The 19,571-nt window shown below is 53.8% G+C and carries 9 protein-coding genes and 1 tRNA gene; 6 read left to right on the forward strand and 4 right to left on the reverse strand.

The features are described 5' to 3' along the window. Positions 1-150 precede the first annotated feature (150 nt). Positions 151-224, reverse strand: a tRNA-Met gene (locus FRY97_RS18140). Between the two features lie 131 nt (positions 225-355). On the opposite strand from FRY97_RS18140, the gene FRY97_RS18145 reads away from it, so the two are divergent. Further along, positions 356-724: a glyoxalase gene (locus FRY97_RS18145; protein ID WP_147168988.1), complete on the forward strand. Its 369-nt coding sequence runs from the start codon at positions 356-358 to the stop codon at positions 722-724. Between the two features lie 304 nt (positions 725-1,028). Here FRY97_RS18145 and FRY97_RS18150 read toward each other — a convergent pair whose 3' ends face one another. After that, positions 1,029-1,787 carry a LytR/AlgR family response regulator transcription factor gene (locus FRY97_RS18150; protein WP_147168989.1) on the reverse strand — a complete coding sequence of 253 codons (759 nt, stop codon included), beginning with the start codon at positions 1,785-1,787 and terminating at the stop codon, positions 1,029-1,031. 14 nt (positions 1,788-1,801) lie between these two features. After that, complete coding sequence (locus tag FRY97_RS18155) at positions 1,802-4,165, reverse strand: ATP-binding protein (RefSeq protein ID WP_170254732.1); 2,364 nt, start codon at positions 4,163-4,165, stop codon at positions 1,802-1,804. 556 nt (positions 4,166-4,721) lie between these two features. Between FRY97_RS18155 and FRY97_RS18160 the strand changes: the two genes are divergently transcribed. From FRY97_RS18160 to FRY97_RS18180, 5 genes are all read left to right on the forward strand, one after another. Next, positions 4,722-5,489, forward strand: a complete 768-nt coding sequence (locus tag FRY97_RS18160) for a hypothetical protein (protein ID WP_147168991.1) — start codon at positions 4,722-4,724, stop codon at positions 5,487-5,489. Positions 5,490-5,773: 284 nt separating this feature from the next. After that, positions 5,774-6,496: a hypothetical protein gene (locus tag FRY97_RS18165; protein WP_147168992.1), complete on the forward strand. Its 723-nt coding sequence runs from the start codon at positions 5,774-5,776 to the stop codon at positions 6,494-6,496. 149 nt (positions 6,497-6,645) lie between these two features. Continuing rightward, positions 6,646-7,407 carry a hypothetical protein gene (locus FRY97_RS18170; RefSeq protein WP_147168993.1) on the forward strand — a complete coding sequence of 254 codons (762 nt, stop codon included), beginning with the start codon at positions 6,646-6,648 and terminating at the stop codon, positions 7,405-7,407. A gap of 174 nt (positions 7,408-7,581) precedes the next feature. Further along, entirely contained in the window at positions 7,582-14,841 is a 7,260-nt protein-coding gene (locus FRY97_RS18175) for a LamG-like jellyroll fold domain-containing protein (protein ID WP_170254734.1), read from the forward strand. A gap of 96 nt (positions 14,842-14,937) precedes the next feature. Beyond that, entirely contained in the window at positions 14,938-18,579 is a 3,642-nt protein-coding gene (locus FRY97_RS18180) for a T9SS type A sorting domain-containing protein (RefSeq protein WP_147168995.1), read from the forward strand. A gap of 562 nt (positions 18,580-19,141) precedes the next feature. Here the strand turns inward: FRY97_RS18180 and FRY97_RS23270 are convergent. After that, positions 19,142-19,486, reverse strand: a complete 345-nt coding sequence (locus tag FRY97_RS23270; RefSeq protein ID WP_394349362.1) for a PIN domain-containing protein — start codon at positions 19,484-19,486, stop codon at positions 19,142-19,144. Positions 19,487-19,571: the final 85 nt, after the last annotated feature.

Here is a 19,571-nt window from a genome sequence, read left to right on the forward strand (position 1 = left end):
CATTTTTATTTTTTAACTTTGGTTCAGAATAGTGCGCCGTGCCTGCTTAATTGCGGGCACGGTTTTTTTTTAATCTTTTTTTTTGGTGGTATATTTGGGGTTCCTAAAAACAAAAAGCCCTGTAAACCAAGGGTTTACAGGGCTAAATCGTAGCGTGGGGGAGACTTGAACTCCCGACCTCGGGATTATGAATCACGCGCTCTAACCAGCTGAGCTACCACGCCAATTGCCAAAACGAGCTGCAGGCTTTCTGCCCGTTTTTCGCTTTGCGACTGCAAAGATAAAACAATATACGCATTGGGCGCAACCTTTTTTGGGGATATTTTTTCTATTGTGGTACCTCAACGATACCCACATGACGCCATCCCGTACCTCTATCCGGCCTAAAGTGGCCACTGCCGGCACGGCCACCTCGATTGCAGAGCAGTTTCAGAATGAGACCCTGCGGCCCGTATTGAAAATGCAGCACGAGCTGTTGTCTGCTGTGTTTTTGCATATGATGGACAAGCGCAAGGTGCCATTTTCCGGGATGAAGCCCGAGGACAAAGCCCGGCAGATCGCGCACAGCGTCAGCAAGGACAAGCGTTTGCGGTTTCAGCTGCTCGGCTTGGTTATCGGGCAGTTTACGCTGGAAGAATACCAAACCTTCCTCGGGGTAGAGGGGGAGGCTGTGCGTAGGATAGCTGCGATGATTGTACAGCGCTTGCAGGATGCGCTGATTTGAGGAGAGTGGGGGAAGCTTGCTTGAAAGGCAATGGGATGGAGAAGGGGCTGAAAATTGGCAAATTGGATAAAAGGTGCCGCCCCTACGGGGCTTAGGGCTTGTTTTGGAGCTTGGGCTATAGGAGGTTGTGCCTGGCAGGGGCAGCTTTGGGGGTAGCCACAATCGCTCAGGCTATTGGGCGTGACCGGACTAGCGCTGCGGAGGGGTGGCAGCCCGTTAGGGCCGAGCGGATAGCGAGCCCCGCAGCATAGCGACCGCTGCCGTCAGGCAGGGGAAGGCCCCTTCCCGTTGGGCCATCATTGTGCTATCCCAACTTGCGGACATGCTCCTCCAGCTCCTGCCGTTTGGTTTGGCTGACGGGCAGCTCCGTGGCAGCGATCAGCACTGTGCTGTCCTGAAAATTGATGGCTTCAATGTGTGCAACAGCTACGATAAACCGGCGGTGTATCCTCAAGAAATCGTGCTCGGGAAGCAGGTCTTCCAGGTTTTTTATCGTCGTCCGTACCGTAAAGACCTCGTTCTTGTGGATATAGATTTTGACGTAGTTGTCATGAGAAGAGGCATAGACAATATCCGACACATCAGTTTTGTAATAAATATGCCGCTTCTTGAAGAAGAAAAAACGGCGGGCGATGAAAGGCGCTATATCTTCGCCGGAATGGAGGGGCTTGTGTTCAGCTTTTTGAGATTTGACTTTGTGTATAGCCAGGTCAATGGCGGAGCGCAGGGTCAGTGGTTGTACCGGCTTCACCAGATAGCCAATGGTATTGGACTGCCGGGAAGCTTCCTGATAGGGGGCATCCTGCAGGGCAGTGATGTAGAGGACGGGAATGTCGAGGTGGGCGATCTTTTCCCCCAGTTGCAGCCCGCTGAGGTTACCGTTGATGTCGATGTCCATCAGGATAAGGTCGGGCTCCTGACTGTAGATGTAGTCGAGTGCGGTGCCGGAGTGGTCGGCGCGAAGGGTGTCGGTATAGCCCATTTCATCAAGGAGCATCTCCAGCTCAAGGGCGAAAGAGAGGTTATCCTCAACAATCAGGATTTTAAGAGGTGCTAAAGACATAGCAGGTGTTTAGGTTAAGTCGCTTTCAGGGGCAGGCTAAGGGTAAATATAGTGCCTTTTCCAATATTACTGCTCACACCAAGGGTAGATTGGTTGAGTTTTGAAAGCTCATGGGCCAGGTGGAGCCCCAGCCCTGACCCTTTTTCGCCAGCAGTGCCGGGCTGAGTGCGGCCTTTTTTGAGCAGGAAAAGTTCCTTTAGCTGTTCGGGCGGCATGCCTGTTCCGGTGTCCTGCACCTTGAGCCGGAACAAGCCCTCACCGGAGGTGCCTTCGAGGGTAATCCGGCCTCCTTCCGGCGTAAATTTAATGGCGTTATCGAGCAAGTTACGCACGATCGTACTCAGCGCATTGGCATCACTGAAGATGACCGTATCTTCGGGTACGGCCCATTCCAAATCCAGCTGCTTGTTTTGCAACATAGTTTGGAATGGCGCGGCCGTATCTTCCAGCAGCGGCAGCAGCTTCAGTTGGGTAGGCTGATAAGGCATGACGTCCCGTTGCGTGAGGGCCCAGTTGAGGAGGTTTTCGGTAAGCTGACTGAGCCCGGCAGCGTCCTGCTCGATTTCTGCCCCCAGCTTTTCCAGGGTGCCAAAGTCTTTTTTGCGCAGCAGATAGTTGACCTTTTTGGTAATCCCCCGGAAGGCGATGGCCGGCTTGCGCAGGTCATGCCCGATGATGGCAAAGAGGCGGTCTTTGGTCTCGTTGAGCTGTTGCAGCTGCTGGTTTTGCAATTCAATCGTCTGATTTTTGCGGCGGGTGTACCAGAAAAAGCCGAAGGCAAGCACGGCAAGCAGTAGCCCGCCAATGGCAAGTATCAGGTTTTGGGTAGCCTGAGCCTTGAGGATGGCAGCTTCTTTGGCTTGCTCCACCTCCAGTTTTTGTTTTTCCAGCTGGAACTCAAAATCCTTGCGCTGTTCAGCGAGGCGCTCCAGGTCCTTGCTTTGGTCAAGGGTGTCCCGGAGTTCGTGGATAGCTTCCGCATAGTACAGGGCTTCATCTGTTTGCCCCAGTGCCTTGTGGGCATTCATAAGCGTCAAGGCATCTTTTTCGGCTTCCCTGTAGATGCGGTTTTTCCGGTAATCTTTATAAGAAGGGGAAAGGTACTGAATGACGCCCTGATGGTCTCCCTTCGCCTCGCTGATGACACCCTGTAAGCGGGAGTAGGTAAGAAAATCCTGCCCCCCGAAGGTAGACGGTTGATAGGCAGCTAACTGCTGTACCGTTTCCTCTGCCAGTTCAAGTTTCCCGGCATTGGCATAAACCTGCCCGAGATGCAGGAGAAAGGCAGGAGCATAGCGCTGCGAATCGAACCGGTCGAGCAGGGAGAGTGCTTCCGTGTAGAAAACAGTAGCAGAGTCATATTGCTCCAGTCCATGGTACAACTGTCCCAACCGGAAATAGGCGGCCATAATCTGATCGGCATTTTCGAGCCTGAGACTCAGGCTCAGTGCCTCCCTGAGATAGGATTTGCAAAGATCATAAGCTTCGCGTTCCCCTTCAATGAGGGCCATGCCCAGTAAGACCTGCGCCTTCATACGGACGTCGCCCAGTTGTTCGCTGAGGTGGTAGGCTTCCAGCAAATTGTCAGCGGCATCACTCAGGCGGCCCATATTTTTGTTGACCTGAGACAAGCCTTCCAGCGTGATCATTACATCCTCATAAGCCTCCCGGCTCATTTGGAAGTCGTAAATGGCGGTGTAAGTCTGCAGGCTGTTCTCATACTTGCCGGCATCCGTTTGCAAAACCGCCAGATTATACATTGGGCGGGTCATATACAGGGAGTCCCCGCTCTCCCGATAATGGGCAATAGCGGCATTATAGTACTGCTGCGCAGAATCAAAGACACCCTGATAGTGAAAAAGCGTGCCCAGTTGTGCCAGGATAAAAACCTCTGCATCGGCTGCGCCCACCTGACGGGCCTTCCGGAGCGCGGGCCGGTAGAGGGCTTCTGCCTCAGAATAGGCGCCCTGCAGGCTATGCATGATGCCCATCCTGGCCTGGCACCGGAGGGCAGGGGAGAGCAGCCCTGACTTTTCGTACAGTTGGCTGGCTTGCTCGTAACGCGCTCTGGCCGTTTCATACTCCCCGGCCTGATAGCGGAGGTGCCCCTGATGCAGGTGCACAAAAGCGGTGATGCTGTCTGATTCCAGTTGGCCGGCCACATCTTCCAGCTCCCTGAGGTAGGCTTTGGCCTGATCTCTATCACTGCTCCAATTGGCCTGCACCAGATTTTGCAGGACTGTGACCCGCTCCTGAGGGCTGTTAGCCTGTTGCAGCATCTGCCTCAGGCTGTCCGCTGCGTTTGTGCTGCTTTGCCCCTGCAGCGCAAACTGCCAAAGTAGTAGCCCTATGAGGCAGGCCCACCTTCCGATTTTCATTTTTAAGTGCATTTATTGCTGGTGAAAATAAGGCCTTTTGCTGAAAAAACCAGAAGAGAAAAACGGGTAGGGATCAACGTGCCCGGTCACAACTTTATTCGCCACGGGTTTGCAGGCGTTCACCACAGCATTTCCTGCGTTCGCCACATTTGCGTTTTTTTTAAATATCTAAAAACTACTTTTACAATATCCCAAAAGCTAAGACTGCCAATTCGCCTCAGGCGTAGTGATGTACCATCACTAAGTCGAAGCTATTTACACCCGGCAGTCTCGTCCCAACACACTTTATAAATTGCATAAACCCTTTGTGTACGGTAATGACCATCGTACACCTGCTAAACCCTTGTTTAATCCACAACCAGTTATACGCATGAAAAACAATACTCAACCCCAGCAACCCGGTTTCCATTTGCGATCCCTTGATCTGTCATTGGTTGGCCTGATTCTGCTTTGAATCATCTTCATGGCTAGCCTATACATTCATTAACCCTTTTATTCCTTTCCAGGCAGTACTGCGGATAAAACAACCCCGCTGCGCTGTAAAAAATGTTCCAATATGAAATGTTTCTTTCGGCTGTTTGTTGCGCTGTTCCTTTTCAATTGCTCGGCCAACCTCGCCACTGCCCAAAATGAAGTCAAGATCAGCGTGCAGGGCATCCTCCGGGATATGAACGGCACGCCCGTGGACGATGGGGAGCAGGAGCTCGTCTTCAGACTCTACGATCAGCCCACCGGGGGCACTGCCCTTTGGGCCGATACGGCAGTAGTGGAAATCTCGGGTGGCGTATATAGCTACAACCTCGGCAGCGATGTCCCTTTGGATCCTGCTCAGTTCAGCTCCACCCTTTACGTGGGCGTCTCGGTGGAGGGCTTTGAACTTGAACCTCGCACCGAACTGACCTATGCCCCTTACACCCTCTACGCCAGCTCTGCCACTCACGCAGATACGGTCGCCTTTGCCCATTCCACCCCCGCCCTTTCCTCCGCAACTCCCCAAAGCGATAGCCTGGAGGTCGAGGAAGAACTTCGGATGGTGAGAGGTGTAGTAAGTATCTCGGGATACGTAAATGCTGGTACCGGTTTTACAGTGTCCAAAACAGGCACTGGTCAATATGAAATAATTTTCGACGTACCATTTTCTGATACCCCTGCGGTCTACGCAATTTCTAAGTATGTTCAACAAAACTTTGCTTATTTGAACAGAACAATGAATATCAAAGATTTGTCGCCATCCAGTGTTGAACTGAATTCGTTTGATTGCAGCTCCCCCTATAGTTGTAAGAAAGATGCAGAATTCCAATTCATAGCGATCGGCCCCAAGTAAGGTAAGGCGTAGTGGGTAACGCCACGTTTGTCCTTATGAGCAAATGATGCTGCTCCTGACACCTGCAATAAAGATCATGATTCGATCCATACACAATAACCTGTTTTGAGTCCGCCAAACAACTTGCCTGACGGCAGTCAGGAATTGGGCGGTCACATAAAAACTCAAACATTTCTAATAATGATGAACCGTCCATGATTAAATAATCATTAAACACACAAGGAAATGATTATTTAATCATGGTAAGCTGCATCTGTGCAGTTGAAAACAAAAAAAATAAACAGATGAAAAAAATTCTCCTTCTATTCGCTTTGGCCTTGGGCGTCTTTTCCATGACCCTCCGTGCCCAAAACGGCCCCAAGATCAGTGTGCAGGGCAAACTCAACGAAGTGAGTGGCCTCCCTTTGGCCGATGGGGATCAGGAACTGATATTCAGGTTGTACCATCAGCCCACGGGCGGCACGGCCTTTTGGGCAGATACGGTAGTGGTGGAAATCACGGGTGGGATATACAGCTATAATCTCGGCAGCGGCAATCCTTTAGACCCTGCCCAGTTCGATGCTACGGTTTATGTGGCTGTGGTGGTGGACGGCGTTGAAATAGCCCCCCGCACCGAACTCACCCACGCTCCTTACACCCTGCGTACCGACTTTGCCGTTCAGGCGGATACCGCTCACTATGCCCTCGCTGTGCCTACTGACAGTTTAGAGGTGATGAAAAACCTGCGAATAATCCGGGGAAGAATTACCCCAACGGGTGTGGTCAGTGACGGTTTTACGGCGACTCCATTAGATCCCAATCCCCTTGGGTCGAGCCCAGCATATCGAATAACATATAACGAACCGTTTCCCTCTACACCTACGGTTGCATTTGACGCATTTAATACTAGTGGTGGTTCTTATAAAATGCCTAGTTATCTTAATGTTTCTGCTACTTCTGCTGATATCTTTTTATTTGAAAATTTTCCGTCCATTGAATTTCAAATCATAATAGTCGGTCGAAAGTAGGGTTAGAATCCAGGATAGATAATGCCGGGTGGCTAATCTGCCAAGCTGCGGTCAGTGGAAAGCCATTACTCAAATCAAAAATCAATTCGGGGTGCAACGGGCAGAAATTTCTTTCCTGTTTCATCTTAGACTAAACTTCAACCTTTTAAATGATGATGAAAAATTATTTCCTTCACTTCGTTTTGACGGCGACCATCAGCACTTTTGCTTTGGCGCTCTCCGCCCAAAACGACAGCAAAATCAACATTCAGGGCACCCTGCAAGGGGTGGACGGTGCCCCCGTGCCCAACGGGGCGCAAGAGCTCATTTTCAGGTTGTACGATCAGCCCACGGAAGGCACCCCTTTGTGGGCCGATACAGCAATGGTGGAAATTGCCGGTGGGGTCTATAGCTACAACCTCGGCAGCGGCAATCCTTTAGTCCCGGACCATTTTAGTTCCCCGCTTTATGTGGGCGTAGTAGTGAATGGGGAGGAACTTACCCCCCGTACCGAACTCACTTCTGCTCCTTATACCCTGCGTACCAGCTCGGCTGCCTATGCGGATACAGCGGCTTATGCCCTTACCGCCACCTATTATAAAGCGGAGGTAGCTACAAAGACCCGGATCATAAGAGGGGTTGTAAACGCTAATGGAACCATAGCTGCCGGAGCCGGTTTTACAGTGTCCAGGATACAAATAGGTACATATAATATTTCTTTTGACGAACCTTTTGCTACTACCGATGATCTGGTGGTTTTGGCAATTGCTTTTGAAGACACAGTCAATCGTCCCAATGAACCATCGAAGGCCCAGGTACATCATGATGTTTTTACGACTAACGCAGTTCAGATTCGTACATTTCCAGCTGGTTCAAATACAACTAGGGTGGATTTCCCCTTCAGTTTTATCATCATAGGTACAAAAAACTAGGCAAGACATCACCGTCTTGTCAGGTACACCGCATCGGGGAGGATGTCCGGCAAGGCCGGCATGCCTTCCTTCTGGAAAATGATTATTCATCATAAAGCGGAGTGGTACAGGGCAGCCGGGCAAAATAGCCCGGTTGCCCTATCACTCAGGCCAATGCCACAAAATAGAATTAAAATGAAACTATACTTTACAACCTTATGCTTGCTGGCGTTTCTGGGGCTCAGTCCGGCCCTGCTGGCACAGCAGGAAGTGGATTGCAACCCTTCCACTATAGGCTCCGGGGAGTTGACCATCAACTACGGGAGTACGGTCAATGGTTTTGCCGCCACTACCCGGTCCAATGTCACCTACGGGCAGCCGGTGGTGGGCAGCACGGCCTATTCCAGTGAAAACGCGGCCAGTTTCGGCGTTTTCTCCCTTTTCCTGATGCCGCCACGTGCACCATCAGTCATGGCCACGCAGGGCGATTTTCCCAACCGGGTACAGCTTTCCTGGAAGGCCAACCCCCTGGGCTCCCAACCTACGGAAGGGTACATCATCACAAGGGATGGCTCCTACCTGACTACCGTGGATGCCGATGAAACCCAGTTCCTCGATTTCAATGTACAAGCCGGGGAGTTTTACGAATATGCCGTCTCCGGGAAGAACGGTTTTGGGAAAGGAGTCTCCGGCCGCAGCGTCGGTTTCGTCAATCCCAACGGCGTCGTTTCCGGAAAAATACAAACCTCCAACGGCAACCCGGTGCCCGGCGCCATCGTAACCCTGACGCCCACCATAGGCCAATCCCTGGCTTTCGGGGGCGAGGGTGAAAACATCTGCATTTCCTACGATGAAGCCCTGCCAACCGATATGTTCACCGTATCAACATGGGTGAAAATCGGGGACAGCCACGACTCGGACGGCATCATTGACCTCGGCAGTGATTTGAACAAAAACTTCTGGATTCACACCACCCCGTCCAACATGGGCAAAGGCGTGGTAGCCGGCGTTGGCGATGGCACCGCGCATGAAATGGCATACGAGTTTGAGGATGACCCCAATACGGCCGGCACCGATGAGCGGGACGAATGGCACCACGTAGCAGTGGTCTACGGAGGAGGCTCCATGATCCTGTACGTTGACGGGCAATTCAAGCGCTCCATACAAGCGGCTATTGTCAATGAACCCGCCCTGTTTTCCATCGGCAGCCGGCGGGACCAATCGGGCTTCTTTGAAGGAATACTCGATGACATCCGTATTTACAACCGCCTGCTCACGCAGACAGAAATTGTTTCTACCAAAAACATCACCGCAAACAAGTTTACAGAAGGCCTGGTCGGCTACTGGAAATTTGACGAGGGCCTCGGCACCAAGGTTTTTGACCTTTCCAATACCGGCATGGACGGCAACCTGAATGGGGCGGCCTTTTCCTACGACACCCCGGACATCCTGAACGGCGGGATTACCGATGGCACCGGTTTTTACTTCATGGAAGGCATCAACTACAGTCAGGAGCAGAGCTTCACGGCCCGGCCCTCGAAGTTGTTTTACAATAACTACGCCCTGGAATTCAATGCCGCTTACGAGTCCTCGGCAGTACTGACCAATTTTGGCCTGTCCGATACGAGCCACATTGAAGTCACGGTACACCCTTTCGACCTGAACAGCACGCAGAGCATTTTGAGCAAAGTGGAAGGTGGCAGTGATGCCTTTAACCTCTTCCTGGAAAATGGCAAGTACAAGCTGACGGTCAACGGAGAGACCCAGGAACTGGGCGACGCCGCCACGGAATACCAGCACCTGGCCCTGAGCCTGAACAGCACAGCCGGTACAGTAACCTTCTACCTCAACGGAAACGAAGAAGGCAGCCTGAGCTACGGCAACCTGACCGGAAGCTGGCAAGCAGAAGCCTGGCAAGTGGGTGCCCGGGACATCACTACGCCCACCGATTTTTTTACGGGCCTGGTAGATGAAGTCGCCTTTTATGCCGACTCTTTGCTGACCCTTCAGGAAATACAGCTGCACGCTACCGCCTTTGGCGATGGGGGCACGGATGTAGGCCACGGCAGCCTGACTTCCTACTTCAACTTCAATGAAAGCGAAGGCACAGAGCTGTTTGACAGCGGCCCGGCGGCTACCGGAGTAGGGGAGAACAAGGGCGCATCCTATTCCTTCATCACCCTGCGTCAGGAAGAGTTCCCGCACGAGTTTGAACCGAACACCCGTTTTGTCAACATCAACAACACCTCAACAGCTGTGAGCGACGTGGACTTTACCGACATTTCTACCGTGCCCATCTCCGGAGTGATCCGCTTCCAGAATACGTTCTGCTTCCAGGACAGCGTGGAGATTTTGGTTAACGGGGCACCCTATTTCCCACCTATCTTCACCAATGAAGAAGGGCGCTTTGTGGCTGACTTTGAGCCGGGCGCCAATGTGGTGCTCACCCCAAAGTTCGGTACAGACAGCACCGCCCATAACTTTTTTCCCGGCTTCTTCGAAGCGCGTAAACTGAATACGCCCATCGCCAATGTGCTCTTCCAAAACACCACCAAACGAGAGATAGAAGGTCAGATTTTCGGCGGGCTTTGCCGTCTGTCCGTTATTGCAGAAGACGGCAATGGCGACCCGGCGGCCATCGTAAAGGTCAAGCTCGCTGCGCTGAACGGCTGCTACGAAGAGGAACTACAGCTTCAGACGGTGGATGGCAAATTCAAGTTTGACAATATCCCGCCTATCCCGGTGGCGGTATCGGTAACCGAACACTCCAATAGTGTGATCTATAATTACTTCCAGGTGCAGGGCGGTACGGAAATCGACCTGCGTAATGTGGAACAGGATACCGTCGATTTCATGTACATCAGCCCGCCCAATGTAGAGCTGGGCGAGATCAATAATGGGCTGCTGGACAATGAGTGCGGCCTCCCACTGATCAATGACTCCCAGGAGTTTTCGACCCCGAAGCTGTATTCCAATAACATTCGGGTTTTTCAGGATTACGATGGCGGTAAATGCTACCTGGACACCTTCTCGCTGGTCATCAACAACGGTATTGCGGAATACGATCAGGAAGAAGTATTCAGCGACACCAGCACTTATGTCTATGAATGGTATGCCAACAATCCAAATATGCTACCCCCTCATACCAAAAACTTACAGGTGACTGCCGAGGTAGACGGGCTGCTGGCTACGGAAACCTACCAGGCGATTGTCCTGGGTGAACGTCAATTGCCCGGTACCATTTCTACCTCCGGGCCATCAGAAGTGTTTGGTATTGTGTACGACCCTCCGGGAGACGGTTCCTATGCCACCCTGACTCAGGGCACTGAAACCTGTGTGACCTGGGAAGACGTGAATGTGAGTTCGGAAAGTGCCAGTTCAGATGTGGCCTTCAAACTCGGGAAAAAAATAGAATTGGTAACGGGGTTGGGCGTAGCAAACGTTACATCATTTGAGCTCAATAACACCACTACGCTTTCCGGTTCTTTTGAGTCGAGCCAGACGAATTCTAATGCTTCAGAGTTTTGTTTTACCACAACCAAGGAGATCAGCACTTCAGATGGGGACGATATCTGGGGTACTTACGCCGATGTGTACTTTGGGGCGGCTATGAACTTCGAAATTGGTGCCCGGGATATTCTGGATTATGATGTCGATAATTGTAATTTCACCTTCGACCAGATTTTGACAGTAGCACCCGTTGGATTTTCCACGGACTTTGTATTTTCCGAATGGCAAATCCTGACTGAAGTGATTCCCTTGCTGGATTCGATCGCTGCCAACGAAAGCGTGCCACAGGTGCAAAGAGATCAGGCAAAGCTTTCGAGAGACAAGTGGATTACAGAGGTAACCAATAAGCGCTATCGCCAAAGACAAGCGCAATATGACAGGAACATCACCTTTGATGCCGCCGCTACTTACACAGAAACAACCTCAAGCACCATGACGGGCACCAATACGTTCACTACCTCTGTTGGAGGCGGTGAGGGTATACAGAACGAGTTTGGCTGGGAGTGGGACGGTTTTGGTTCAGACTGGAAGATAGAAGCCAGCTTTAACCATACCAACGAAACGACTGAGGGTATTTCTACCAGCAACTTCGTGGAAACCTCCTTCACCCTCGCTGATGATGACCTGAATGACTTTTATTCTGTGGACATCGCATCCGGCCCGCAGCCAAACATCGGGTTTGATGACCTGGAGGCCATGGAGGATGAGGTTGATGCTCTGGAAGACCAGATTTCTACTTTGTATGAATTCGACAATGCCATTGCCAATACCGATTACCAGGTGTCCAGCCTGAACAAAGCTCCATTTGCTACCGCCCCAATGTTCAGGGTTGCAGGCGGGGAATCCATGTGCCCATGGATACCCGGCACCCGCAACCGGGAGGAAGTATCCATTCAGGTTGCTGAAAACGTAGCCATTAATGTGCCGGACAATACCCCGGCGGTCTTCCAGGTGACCCTGGGCAGCATCGGCCCCAATGGCGTGGACGGGCTGATTTATGAGCTGGGCGTAGACGAAGGCGGCAACCCCGATGGTGCCCTCATCAAGCTGGACGGGGAGCCTTTGATCAACCCTGTGGAGTTCCAGTTTATCGGCAATCAGTCCTTCAACAAAACGGTGACGGTGGAATACCCCAATACCGGGCAGTTCACCTTTGAAGACCTGGGGCTGTATTTTGCCTCTACCTGCCAAATCGAGCACTCCGAGTCTGTAGGCTTTGATGCCGGGGACGGCGGCTTCCTCATTTACGATGAGTACCAGCCTATCGCCCAGTCGAATGGCGAAAAGGAGGTGTACAGCCGCTTTTACCTGCCGCTGGAGCTGGATGTGTTCTTCATTGAGCCTTGTACACCGATCGACATCTCCTTCCCGCTGCAGAACCATGTGGTTACGCCGGGCAACGAGAACCTCTTTGTGACCCTGAGCGAGTACGACAACGAGGACCCGGACCTGGACATTGTCCGCCTGCAGTACCGCCCCATCCCGGGCGATGGCTCCTGGGTCAATATCCTGGAATTGCCGGCAGACAGCTTTGCTAATGACCCGGTCTTTAAGATCGTGCAGTGGGACATGATGGAGCTGAAGGACGGCGCCTACGAGCTAAGAGCAATCGCCGATTGCGGGGGCACTATAGGCGGTGACCTTTCACCGGGCATTTCTGAAGTCATCAGAGTAGTCAAGGAGACCGAAGCCCCCGAGCTGTTCGGCGCACCACAGCCTGCTGATGGCATCCTGAGCCGTGGCGATGAGATCTCCATTACCTTCAATGAGCCGATCAATTGCAATAAAGTCTTTGATGCGGATGGCATCGGCACCAATATCAACCTGAACAACATCGCCCTGATCGATACCGAGACTGGCGCACTCGTGCCCTTCAGCAGCCAATGTGTGGGCGACAAGATCATCATCACGCCAGAGATACAGTCCCGTTTCATCAACGGCAAGACCCTCCGGGCGATAGCTACCGATATCGAAGACCTGGCGGGCAACCCCATGGAAGTGCCCATCGGCGCTCCCGGTAGCCCAACTGTGAACTTCAGAGCGTGGGAGTTCCTCGTAGACCTCAACCCACTGCGGTGGAGGCCAGGCTCAGACATCGAGGAAGTCGTAATCGAGGGCAACGGCTTGACGGTCACTCGTGACATTGTTAATCAGAGCGGCACCCCATTCAACTTCTCGATAGCGGGGCCCCGTATCGACAATCCGGACGGCTCTGTGGCATACGGCAGCATCCCTTCCTGGATGATCATCTCCCCTGCCGATGGGCTGCTCGAACCGGGCGAACAGAAAGAGATCACTTTCATCTTCCCCGACGACCTGCCGCAGAACGAGTACCTCACAGAGGTCAATGTGGTAGGCACAGACGGCAACAAGGCCATTGATGTCAATCTCCGGGTAGCCTGTGAAGGGCCGGGATGGCAAATCAACCCTGCCGACTGGGCATACTCTATGACGATGACGGCCGAACTGGACATTGAGGGGGAAATCTCCAATGACAAGCTAGACCTCATCGCTGCCTTTGTCGGCAGTGAGCTGCGCGGGGTAGCCGCAGTAGAATACGTGCCAGAACTACAGAAATACCTGGCCTTCTTGACGGTGTACAGCGATCAGGTGACAGGGGAGTCTATTAGCTTCCAGGTATGGGATGCACGCGAGTGCCAACTGTACGGCAGCACCTTGGAGTCCTTTGATTTTGTTTCGGACGACCTCATCGGCTCACCGGTCGCCCCTCAGGTGATCCATACCAACAACCTGCTGCTGCGGCGCATTCCTATCTATCCGGGCTGGAACTGGATATCCTACAATGTGAGCCTGCCGGACCCTGGCCTGAACGCTGCCCTTAGCAGCCTGACGGCACCGGGCGGGGCGACCATCAAAGGGCAGGCTGCCTTCGCGCAGTACTTTGCCACAGGCGGGGTATGGGCGGGCTCCCTTTCTGCCCTGAGCCACGAGACGATGTACCAGTATTTCAGCGGCGCATTTGACTCCCTGACCCTGCTGGGCAGCCCGGTCGACCTGGCAGCGCCGCTGCCGCTGCAGCCCGGCTGGAACTGGATCGGCTACCTGCCACAGCAGGGCATGCCGGTCAATCAGGCCCTGTCCTCCCTGAGCCCACTACAGGGCGATATCATCAAGGGGCAGGCCGGGTTTGCACAGTACGTAGCCGGGGTAGGCTGGGTCGGCAACCTCAACTTCATGAGCTCGCCCAATGGCTATCAGATCAACCTGGCGAACGGCGGCAGCTTGTCGTACCCTGCCTTCGTTGAGCCCGGGGAAGATGAGGCCCGCCGCCCCGACGGCATTGAGGCCCGCAGCGTGGCGCAAGTATGGGACGTAGACCCCTACGAGTTTGAGTACAGCATGAACCTGGTCGCAGCAGTTGCTGCCGATGAGCTGCCCAATATCCTTTCAGAAGGGGACGAAGTGGGGGCCTTCATCAATGGGGAGGTGCGCGGTAGCGGCAAGCCGGTCTATATCGAAGCTTTGGACACTTACCTGATCTTCCTGACGGTATTCGCAAATGGGCAGGGGGAGGCCGTCAGCTTCAAGTATTTTGACAGTGCCAGCGGCGATATCCACGAAGTGGCTGAAGAGCTCGCCTTTATTGCGGACGTTGTCCACGGCGAGGTGACAGAGCCGGTGGTGCTCACCCTGGAGCAGGTGACGGGCGCGAGCGCTCGGGAGCTGGCCACTGAGGTGCTCCGTATTTTCCCGAACCCAGCAAAAGAGCAGGTCTTCCTCAATTATTGGGCGGCTGCTGCAGGAGAGGTGGACATTACCATCTCTGATATGCTAGGCCGTAAAGTAGCCGAGCGCTCTACGGCTGTAAGCGCCGGGGAGAACCTGATCGAATGGCGGCCCGCAAACGTGGCCAACGGCCTGTATATCGTGACACTGCAGGCAGAAGGGCAGACGCTGTCGCGGAAAGTTGAAATTCTGAAGTAAAACGCAAGGATTTGGTTGAGAAAAGCCAATCACGGTTTTGCGGCAGAGGCTCCGGCCTCTGCCGCCTTTCAGCCCATTCCTCAAAAGCAAAATCATATGCATTTACATCATACAACCTGGATAAAGGCTGGGTGGCTATCCGCCTTTTTTCTTTGGTGGGGCTGCGTTTTTGCCAGCCCACCAGACTGGCCCGCCCCCAATCCTGCTGAGTATGACTACTCAGCTACTTTCACAGGGGTCATCCTTTTGGACGGGGGCATCTCCAACCACGGGGCAGATCAGATTGCCCTAGCCCATGAGGGCACGATCTTAGGGGTCGGCACTTCCGCCCTCGTTGGCAGTAGCCGCTACCACTTTGTGACCATCTATTCGCATGTCCCCTTTGGGATAGAGCTGGACATTTGGGTGTACAGCGGCGCAGCCGATGAGGTTTATGTAGCTACGACCACTGTCAATTTTGTCCATCAGCTGCCCAATGGCTCCCCTGAGGCGCCGGTGGAAATTGAAACTTATGCCGACGGAGATGCCCCGGTCGCCCTGCAGGGCATACCCGGGCAGACTGTCTTGCAGGGCGGTGCTTTCGAAAGCATCAGCTTATCTGCCTTTTTGGTGCAGGCCGATGAAGACCCCATACTGTGGAGCATATCGGCAAGCCACCCTGGCCTTGAGGCCACTTTGCTGGGCGATGTGCTCAGTGTCGTGCCGCAGCCGGATTTTTTTGGCCCCGCTGCCATTACGGTCCGGGCAACAGAAGCTACTGCCAATGCTTATTTCGCGGAAGCGCAGATCGCGTTTACGGTACAAGAAGGGTACGCGCCCCCGGTGTTTGACGAAGTGCCCTGGCAGTACACGGCCCCCGGCAGTGCTTTCCCGCCCCTCAACCTGCTGGACTACGAAGACAGCTTTGGCGGGGAGTGCCTGGCACTGGGCGTGATGCCAGTATTGGAAACCCCCGACCCTGCCCTGCCGCAGCCCGCATGGATCGGGCTGGTGGCTGGCCTTCAGCATTCGGCCACCGTATCGGCCCGTGTATCTTACACCCCTGGCTTGTACTTTAGCCACCCCGATGACCGCCTGGCTTTTTTCATAGACGGCGACCTGCGCGGGGTCGCTGGGCCAGGCTACGTCAATGGGGAGGCGTACTACCTGGTAACGGTACGCCACAGTGAGCCGGAGGCGGAGATGGAAGCCCGCTTCTACAGTGCAGCCCATCAAGATATTTACACCCTGCCGGTCACTTTGCCTTTTGGCGGCTCAGGCCAGCTGGGCAGTGCGGATGCCCCACTATTGCTCGACTTCTCCCCCTTTCTGATCAGTGTCGGAGAAGACGGGCAGGTAGCGATCGAGCCACAGGCTGAAGATTTCCGCGGCGGCGGGTATTTTACATTCACTGCTGCAGATTGTGCCTACCCCGGTATGCTGGCAGATGAAGTCACTACCTCAGTCTGCTATGACGTTGACAGCGATGCAGACGGGCTGTGCGATGACCTTGACCCCTTCCCTTTGGATCCCTGTGCGCCTGACTATGACCCTCCCCCGCTAACGGTCCGCAACAGCAGCAATCAGCTGCTGAGCCACATGGGCAGCCAATTTGAAGCGGTAGACGATGGCTTTTGCGGGGCCAACCTCGCTTTTGCGGTTTATTCCCAAGAAGACTGCACCCCGCCAACGGTGAGCGTTTCCATTGATTCGGAGCCGGGGGCGCTCGGCACCTCTGCTTATAACCTTACCCTGGTAGACGCAGAAAATGGGCTTTATGCCCTAGAGCTGTTTGTAGTGCCCGGCAGCAACGAGCTCACGGTCACAAGCGAGGACCCCTACGGCAATCAGTCGAAGTTTCAGTACACCATCGTCGTGGCCGATGAAGAAGGCCCTCAGCTGGTTTGCCAAACGGTGGCCATCAGCCTAGACGGCAATGGGGAGGCAGTGCTATCGCCCGAGCAAGTTTTTGATGCGGCCAACAGCACGGACAATTGCGGTATCCTCGGTCTCGAAGTCAGCCAGGCCGCTTTCTCCTGTGCTGACCTGGGGAGCCATCAGGTGACGCTCACTGCAGAAGACCCCTTTGGGAATGCCGGCTCCTGCACGGCTACCGTGCTGGTCGTTGATGAAATAGCGCCGCTCTTGTCTTGTACAGACTTCGCCATATCCCTCAATAGCCAAGGGCAGGGCAGCGTACTGTCCAGCAGCTTGGTAGGCAATGTGTCAGACAATTGTACGGCCTACACCCTTTCGCCCCAGAGCGTGAGCTTCAGCTGTGCAGACGCTGGGGTAAACCCCATTGTGGTAACGGCCACGGATGGCTCTGGCAACGCTACAACCTGCACGGCCAATGTCACCGTGACAGACCCCATCGCCCCTCAGATTTTCTGCCGGGCCAGCATCACCCGCTCCCTTGATGCTTCGGGCAGCTACGCCTTGCAAGTATCCGATCTGCTGACCGGAAGCTCCGACAACTGCTCCGGGCTGTCGTACACCCTGAGCCAGGCCGGTTTTGACTGTACTGATGCAGAGTCTTCCACGACGGTCACGCTGACTGCGGAGGACCCTGCCGGCAACACGGGCCAATGCACGGCTCAGGTGTCCATCATCGATGATACAGCGCCCCAAGCCTTGTGCCAGGACATTACCGTCTACCTGGGGCTGGAGGACGGCTTGGCAGAGATCACCCCCCTGCTGATAGACAATGGCACAACGGACAATTGCCCGGCAGGCCTGCAGCTGTCAGCCAGCCAGGTGGTTTTCAATTGTGATGACCTAGGGCTGCAGCCGGTCACCCTTACCGCCACCGACCCTAGCGGGAACAGCAGCAGCTGCGAAGCAGCAGTAATGGTGCTGACAGGCGAAGGGGTGCCCTCTGGCTGGTCGACAGCCGATATAGGCACCTCTGCCGCGGGCACAACTTACAGCTACGATATTTGTGAAAACAACGGGACTTACAGCATATCCACCCCTGCGGTCAATGGCAGCTTTGGCAGCCAAGACCAGATGGGCACCTTGGGGCTAGAGATATGCAACACCAATTTCCAGGTTTCAGCCCGCATTGCTACTGTGTCATCCCCCAGTGCCTACGGCGGTATCACCGCCCGGGAGTCAACAGCGCCTGGCGCCCGCAGCATAGGCCTGTTCACCAACCTGAGCCCTACGATGCGGTGGGAGCAGCGCACGGTTGCCAATACCAATAAGCAGGTCGCGCTGGTCACCGGCAACGCCCCGAGCGCGCTCTTGCTGCAGCGCACCGGCAACTTTTTCCGGAGCTATTACCGCCCGGCAAATACGCCAAACTATTTTATTGCCCGCCAAGCTTTTGTGTCTATGCCTGCCTGCCTGCGCGTTTCACTCTCTGCTTTCTCGCTCAATCAGAACCCGGCTACGGCCACCTTTGATGAGGTAGACTTCCCGGCTGCCTTCGGCGGCGGGGGCAGCAATGAGATGGCGGCCCTACAAGGCGGCAGCCCACAGGCAGGACAGTGGGCCGGGCATGGGGCAGAGCTCTTTCCCAACCCTGCGTTCGGGCGGGCGCTCGTCCGCTGGGACACCCCTTTGGAAGAAGAAGGCGAAATCCGCCTTTACAATCCGGCTGGGCAGTTACTACAATCCCAAGCCATAGCACCAGGTGCTACACGGTACGAACTGCAGCTCAAAGGGCTGCCTACAGGTCTGTACTATGTCAGCCTGCAGCTGGAAAGCCATCAGCTGCCGCAGACGATGCCGTTGAACGTCATTGCTGTGGACTAGGCCAGAGCACTATATGGATACCTGAAGGCTTTCAGGCAGCCCCCGGCAGCACTGCTTCCGGGGGCTTTTTAATAGCCGGTGCCCAATTCGTGATTTGGCAGGGATAGGAAGGCCAATGGTGCCGGCCCTACGGAGCTTAGCCCTTGATTTTATGCTTAGTTTGCAAAGGCTGTGCTCCCACAGAGCAGCTGCAGGATGAAGATGTCATTTTGGGGCCTGCCCCTGCTGCAAGGATGGGGCAACGGGCAGGTGCCGCTATGCTGCGGGGCTCGCTGCCCGCTCGGCCCTATCGGGCTTGCCACCCCTCCGCAGCGCTAGGCCGGTGCCAGCCTAAAGCCCGGAAAATAAAAGCGCCTGCGACAGTTTAGTTTACGCCCAAAGAGGGAGCCTTACCCGGGGAGGTCTTCGTGCCCATTCATTGACGGAGCGAAGAAGTCAGCAAATGCCATAGTAGGGAGGCAAACCATCAGTACGAGGCCCGTATGCTCGGTGGCCCGCCCCTGTAGCCGGGTAAATGTGAGAGGTGTACTCCGCTCAATTATGGGCGGAGCCGTCTACTCGATTAGCTCTCGTTTACCTTTGATTTCAAATAATTTTCTGGAGTAAAAACAGCAATTTCAGATTTTTCATAGTCTTTGACATTTCGAGTGATTATCGCTTCAATTCCATCGATTGTCAATGCAGTTGAGTACTGTATTGAATCTTCGAAGTCCTTAAAACCATTTTTTAACGCTTGGATGATTTCTATTTTCGTTGTTCCAGCAACCTGGACCATTTCGATAAGTTCTTCTATGGCTTGTATAGCTTTTTTATGGTCTAAATATTTTCTAACGATGTAATAAATATTGTTGATACTTACTGCCGAAACATGGAGTTCCAGTTTCCCCTGTTCGCTTAGTTCAAATATTTCACTGGCAGGATTCGCAAATGGTTCTCTGTCTGAAAAAAGTCGATTACCACATCCGAATCAATGAAAAGTTTAGATACCATAT

The organism is Phaeodactylibacter luteus (genome assembly GCF_007993045.1).
Lineage (GTDB): Bacteria > Bacteroidota > Bacteroidia > Chitinophagales > Saprospiraceae > Phaeodactylibacter > Phaeodactylibacter luteus.

Excerpts from the sequence above, each read along its gene's own strand:
- FRY97_RS18145 (WP_147168988.1), top strand. The coding sequence starts at position 356 with ATGACGCCATCCCGTACCTCTATCCGGCCTAAAGTGGCCACTGCCGGC.
- FRY97_RS18150 (WP_147168989.1), bottom strand. The coding sequence starts at position 1,787 with ATGTCTTTAGCACCTCTTAAAATCCTGATTGTTGAGGATAACCTCTCT.
- FRY97_RS18155 (WP_170254732.1), bottom strand. The coding sequence starts at position 4,165 with ATGAAAATCGGAAGGTGGGCCTGCCTCATAGGGCTACTACTTTGGCAG.
- FRY97_RS18160 (WP_147168991.1), top strand. The coding sequence starts at position 4,722 with ATGAAATGTTTCTTTCGGCTGTTTGTTGCGCTGTTCCTTTTCAATTGC.
- FRY97_RS18165 (WP_147168992.1), top strand. The coding sequence starts at position 5,774 with ATGAAAAAAATTCTCCTTCTATTCGCTTTGGCCTTGGGCGTCTTTTCC.
- FRY97_RS18170 (WP_147168993.1), top strand. The coding sequence starts at position 6,646 with ATGATGATGAAAAATTATTTCCTTCACTTCGTTTTGACGGCGACCATC.
- FRY97_RS18175 (WP_170254734.1), top strand. The coding sequence starts at position 7,582 with ATGAAACTATACTTTACAACCTTATGCTTGCTGGCGTTTCTGGGGCTC.
- FRY97_RS18180 (WP_147168995.1), top strand. The coding sequence starts at position 14,938 with ATGCATTTACATCATACAACCTGGATAAAGGCTGGGTGGCTATCCGCC.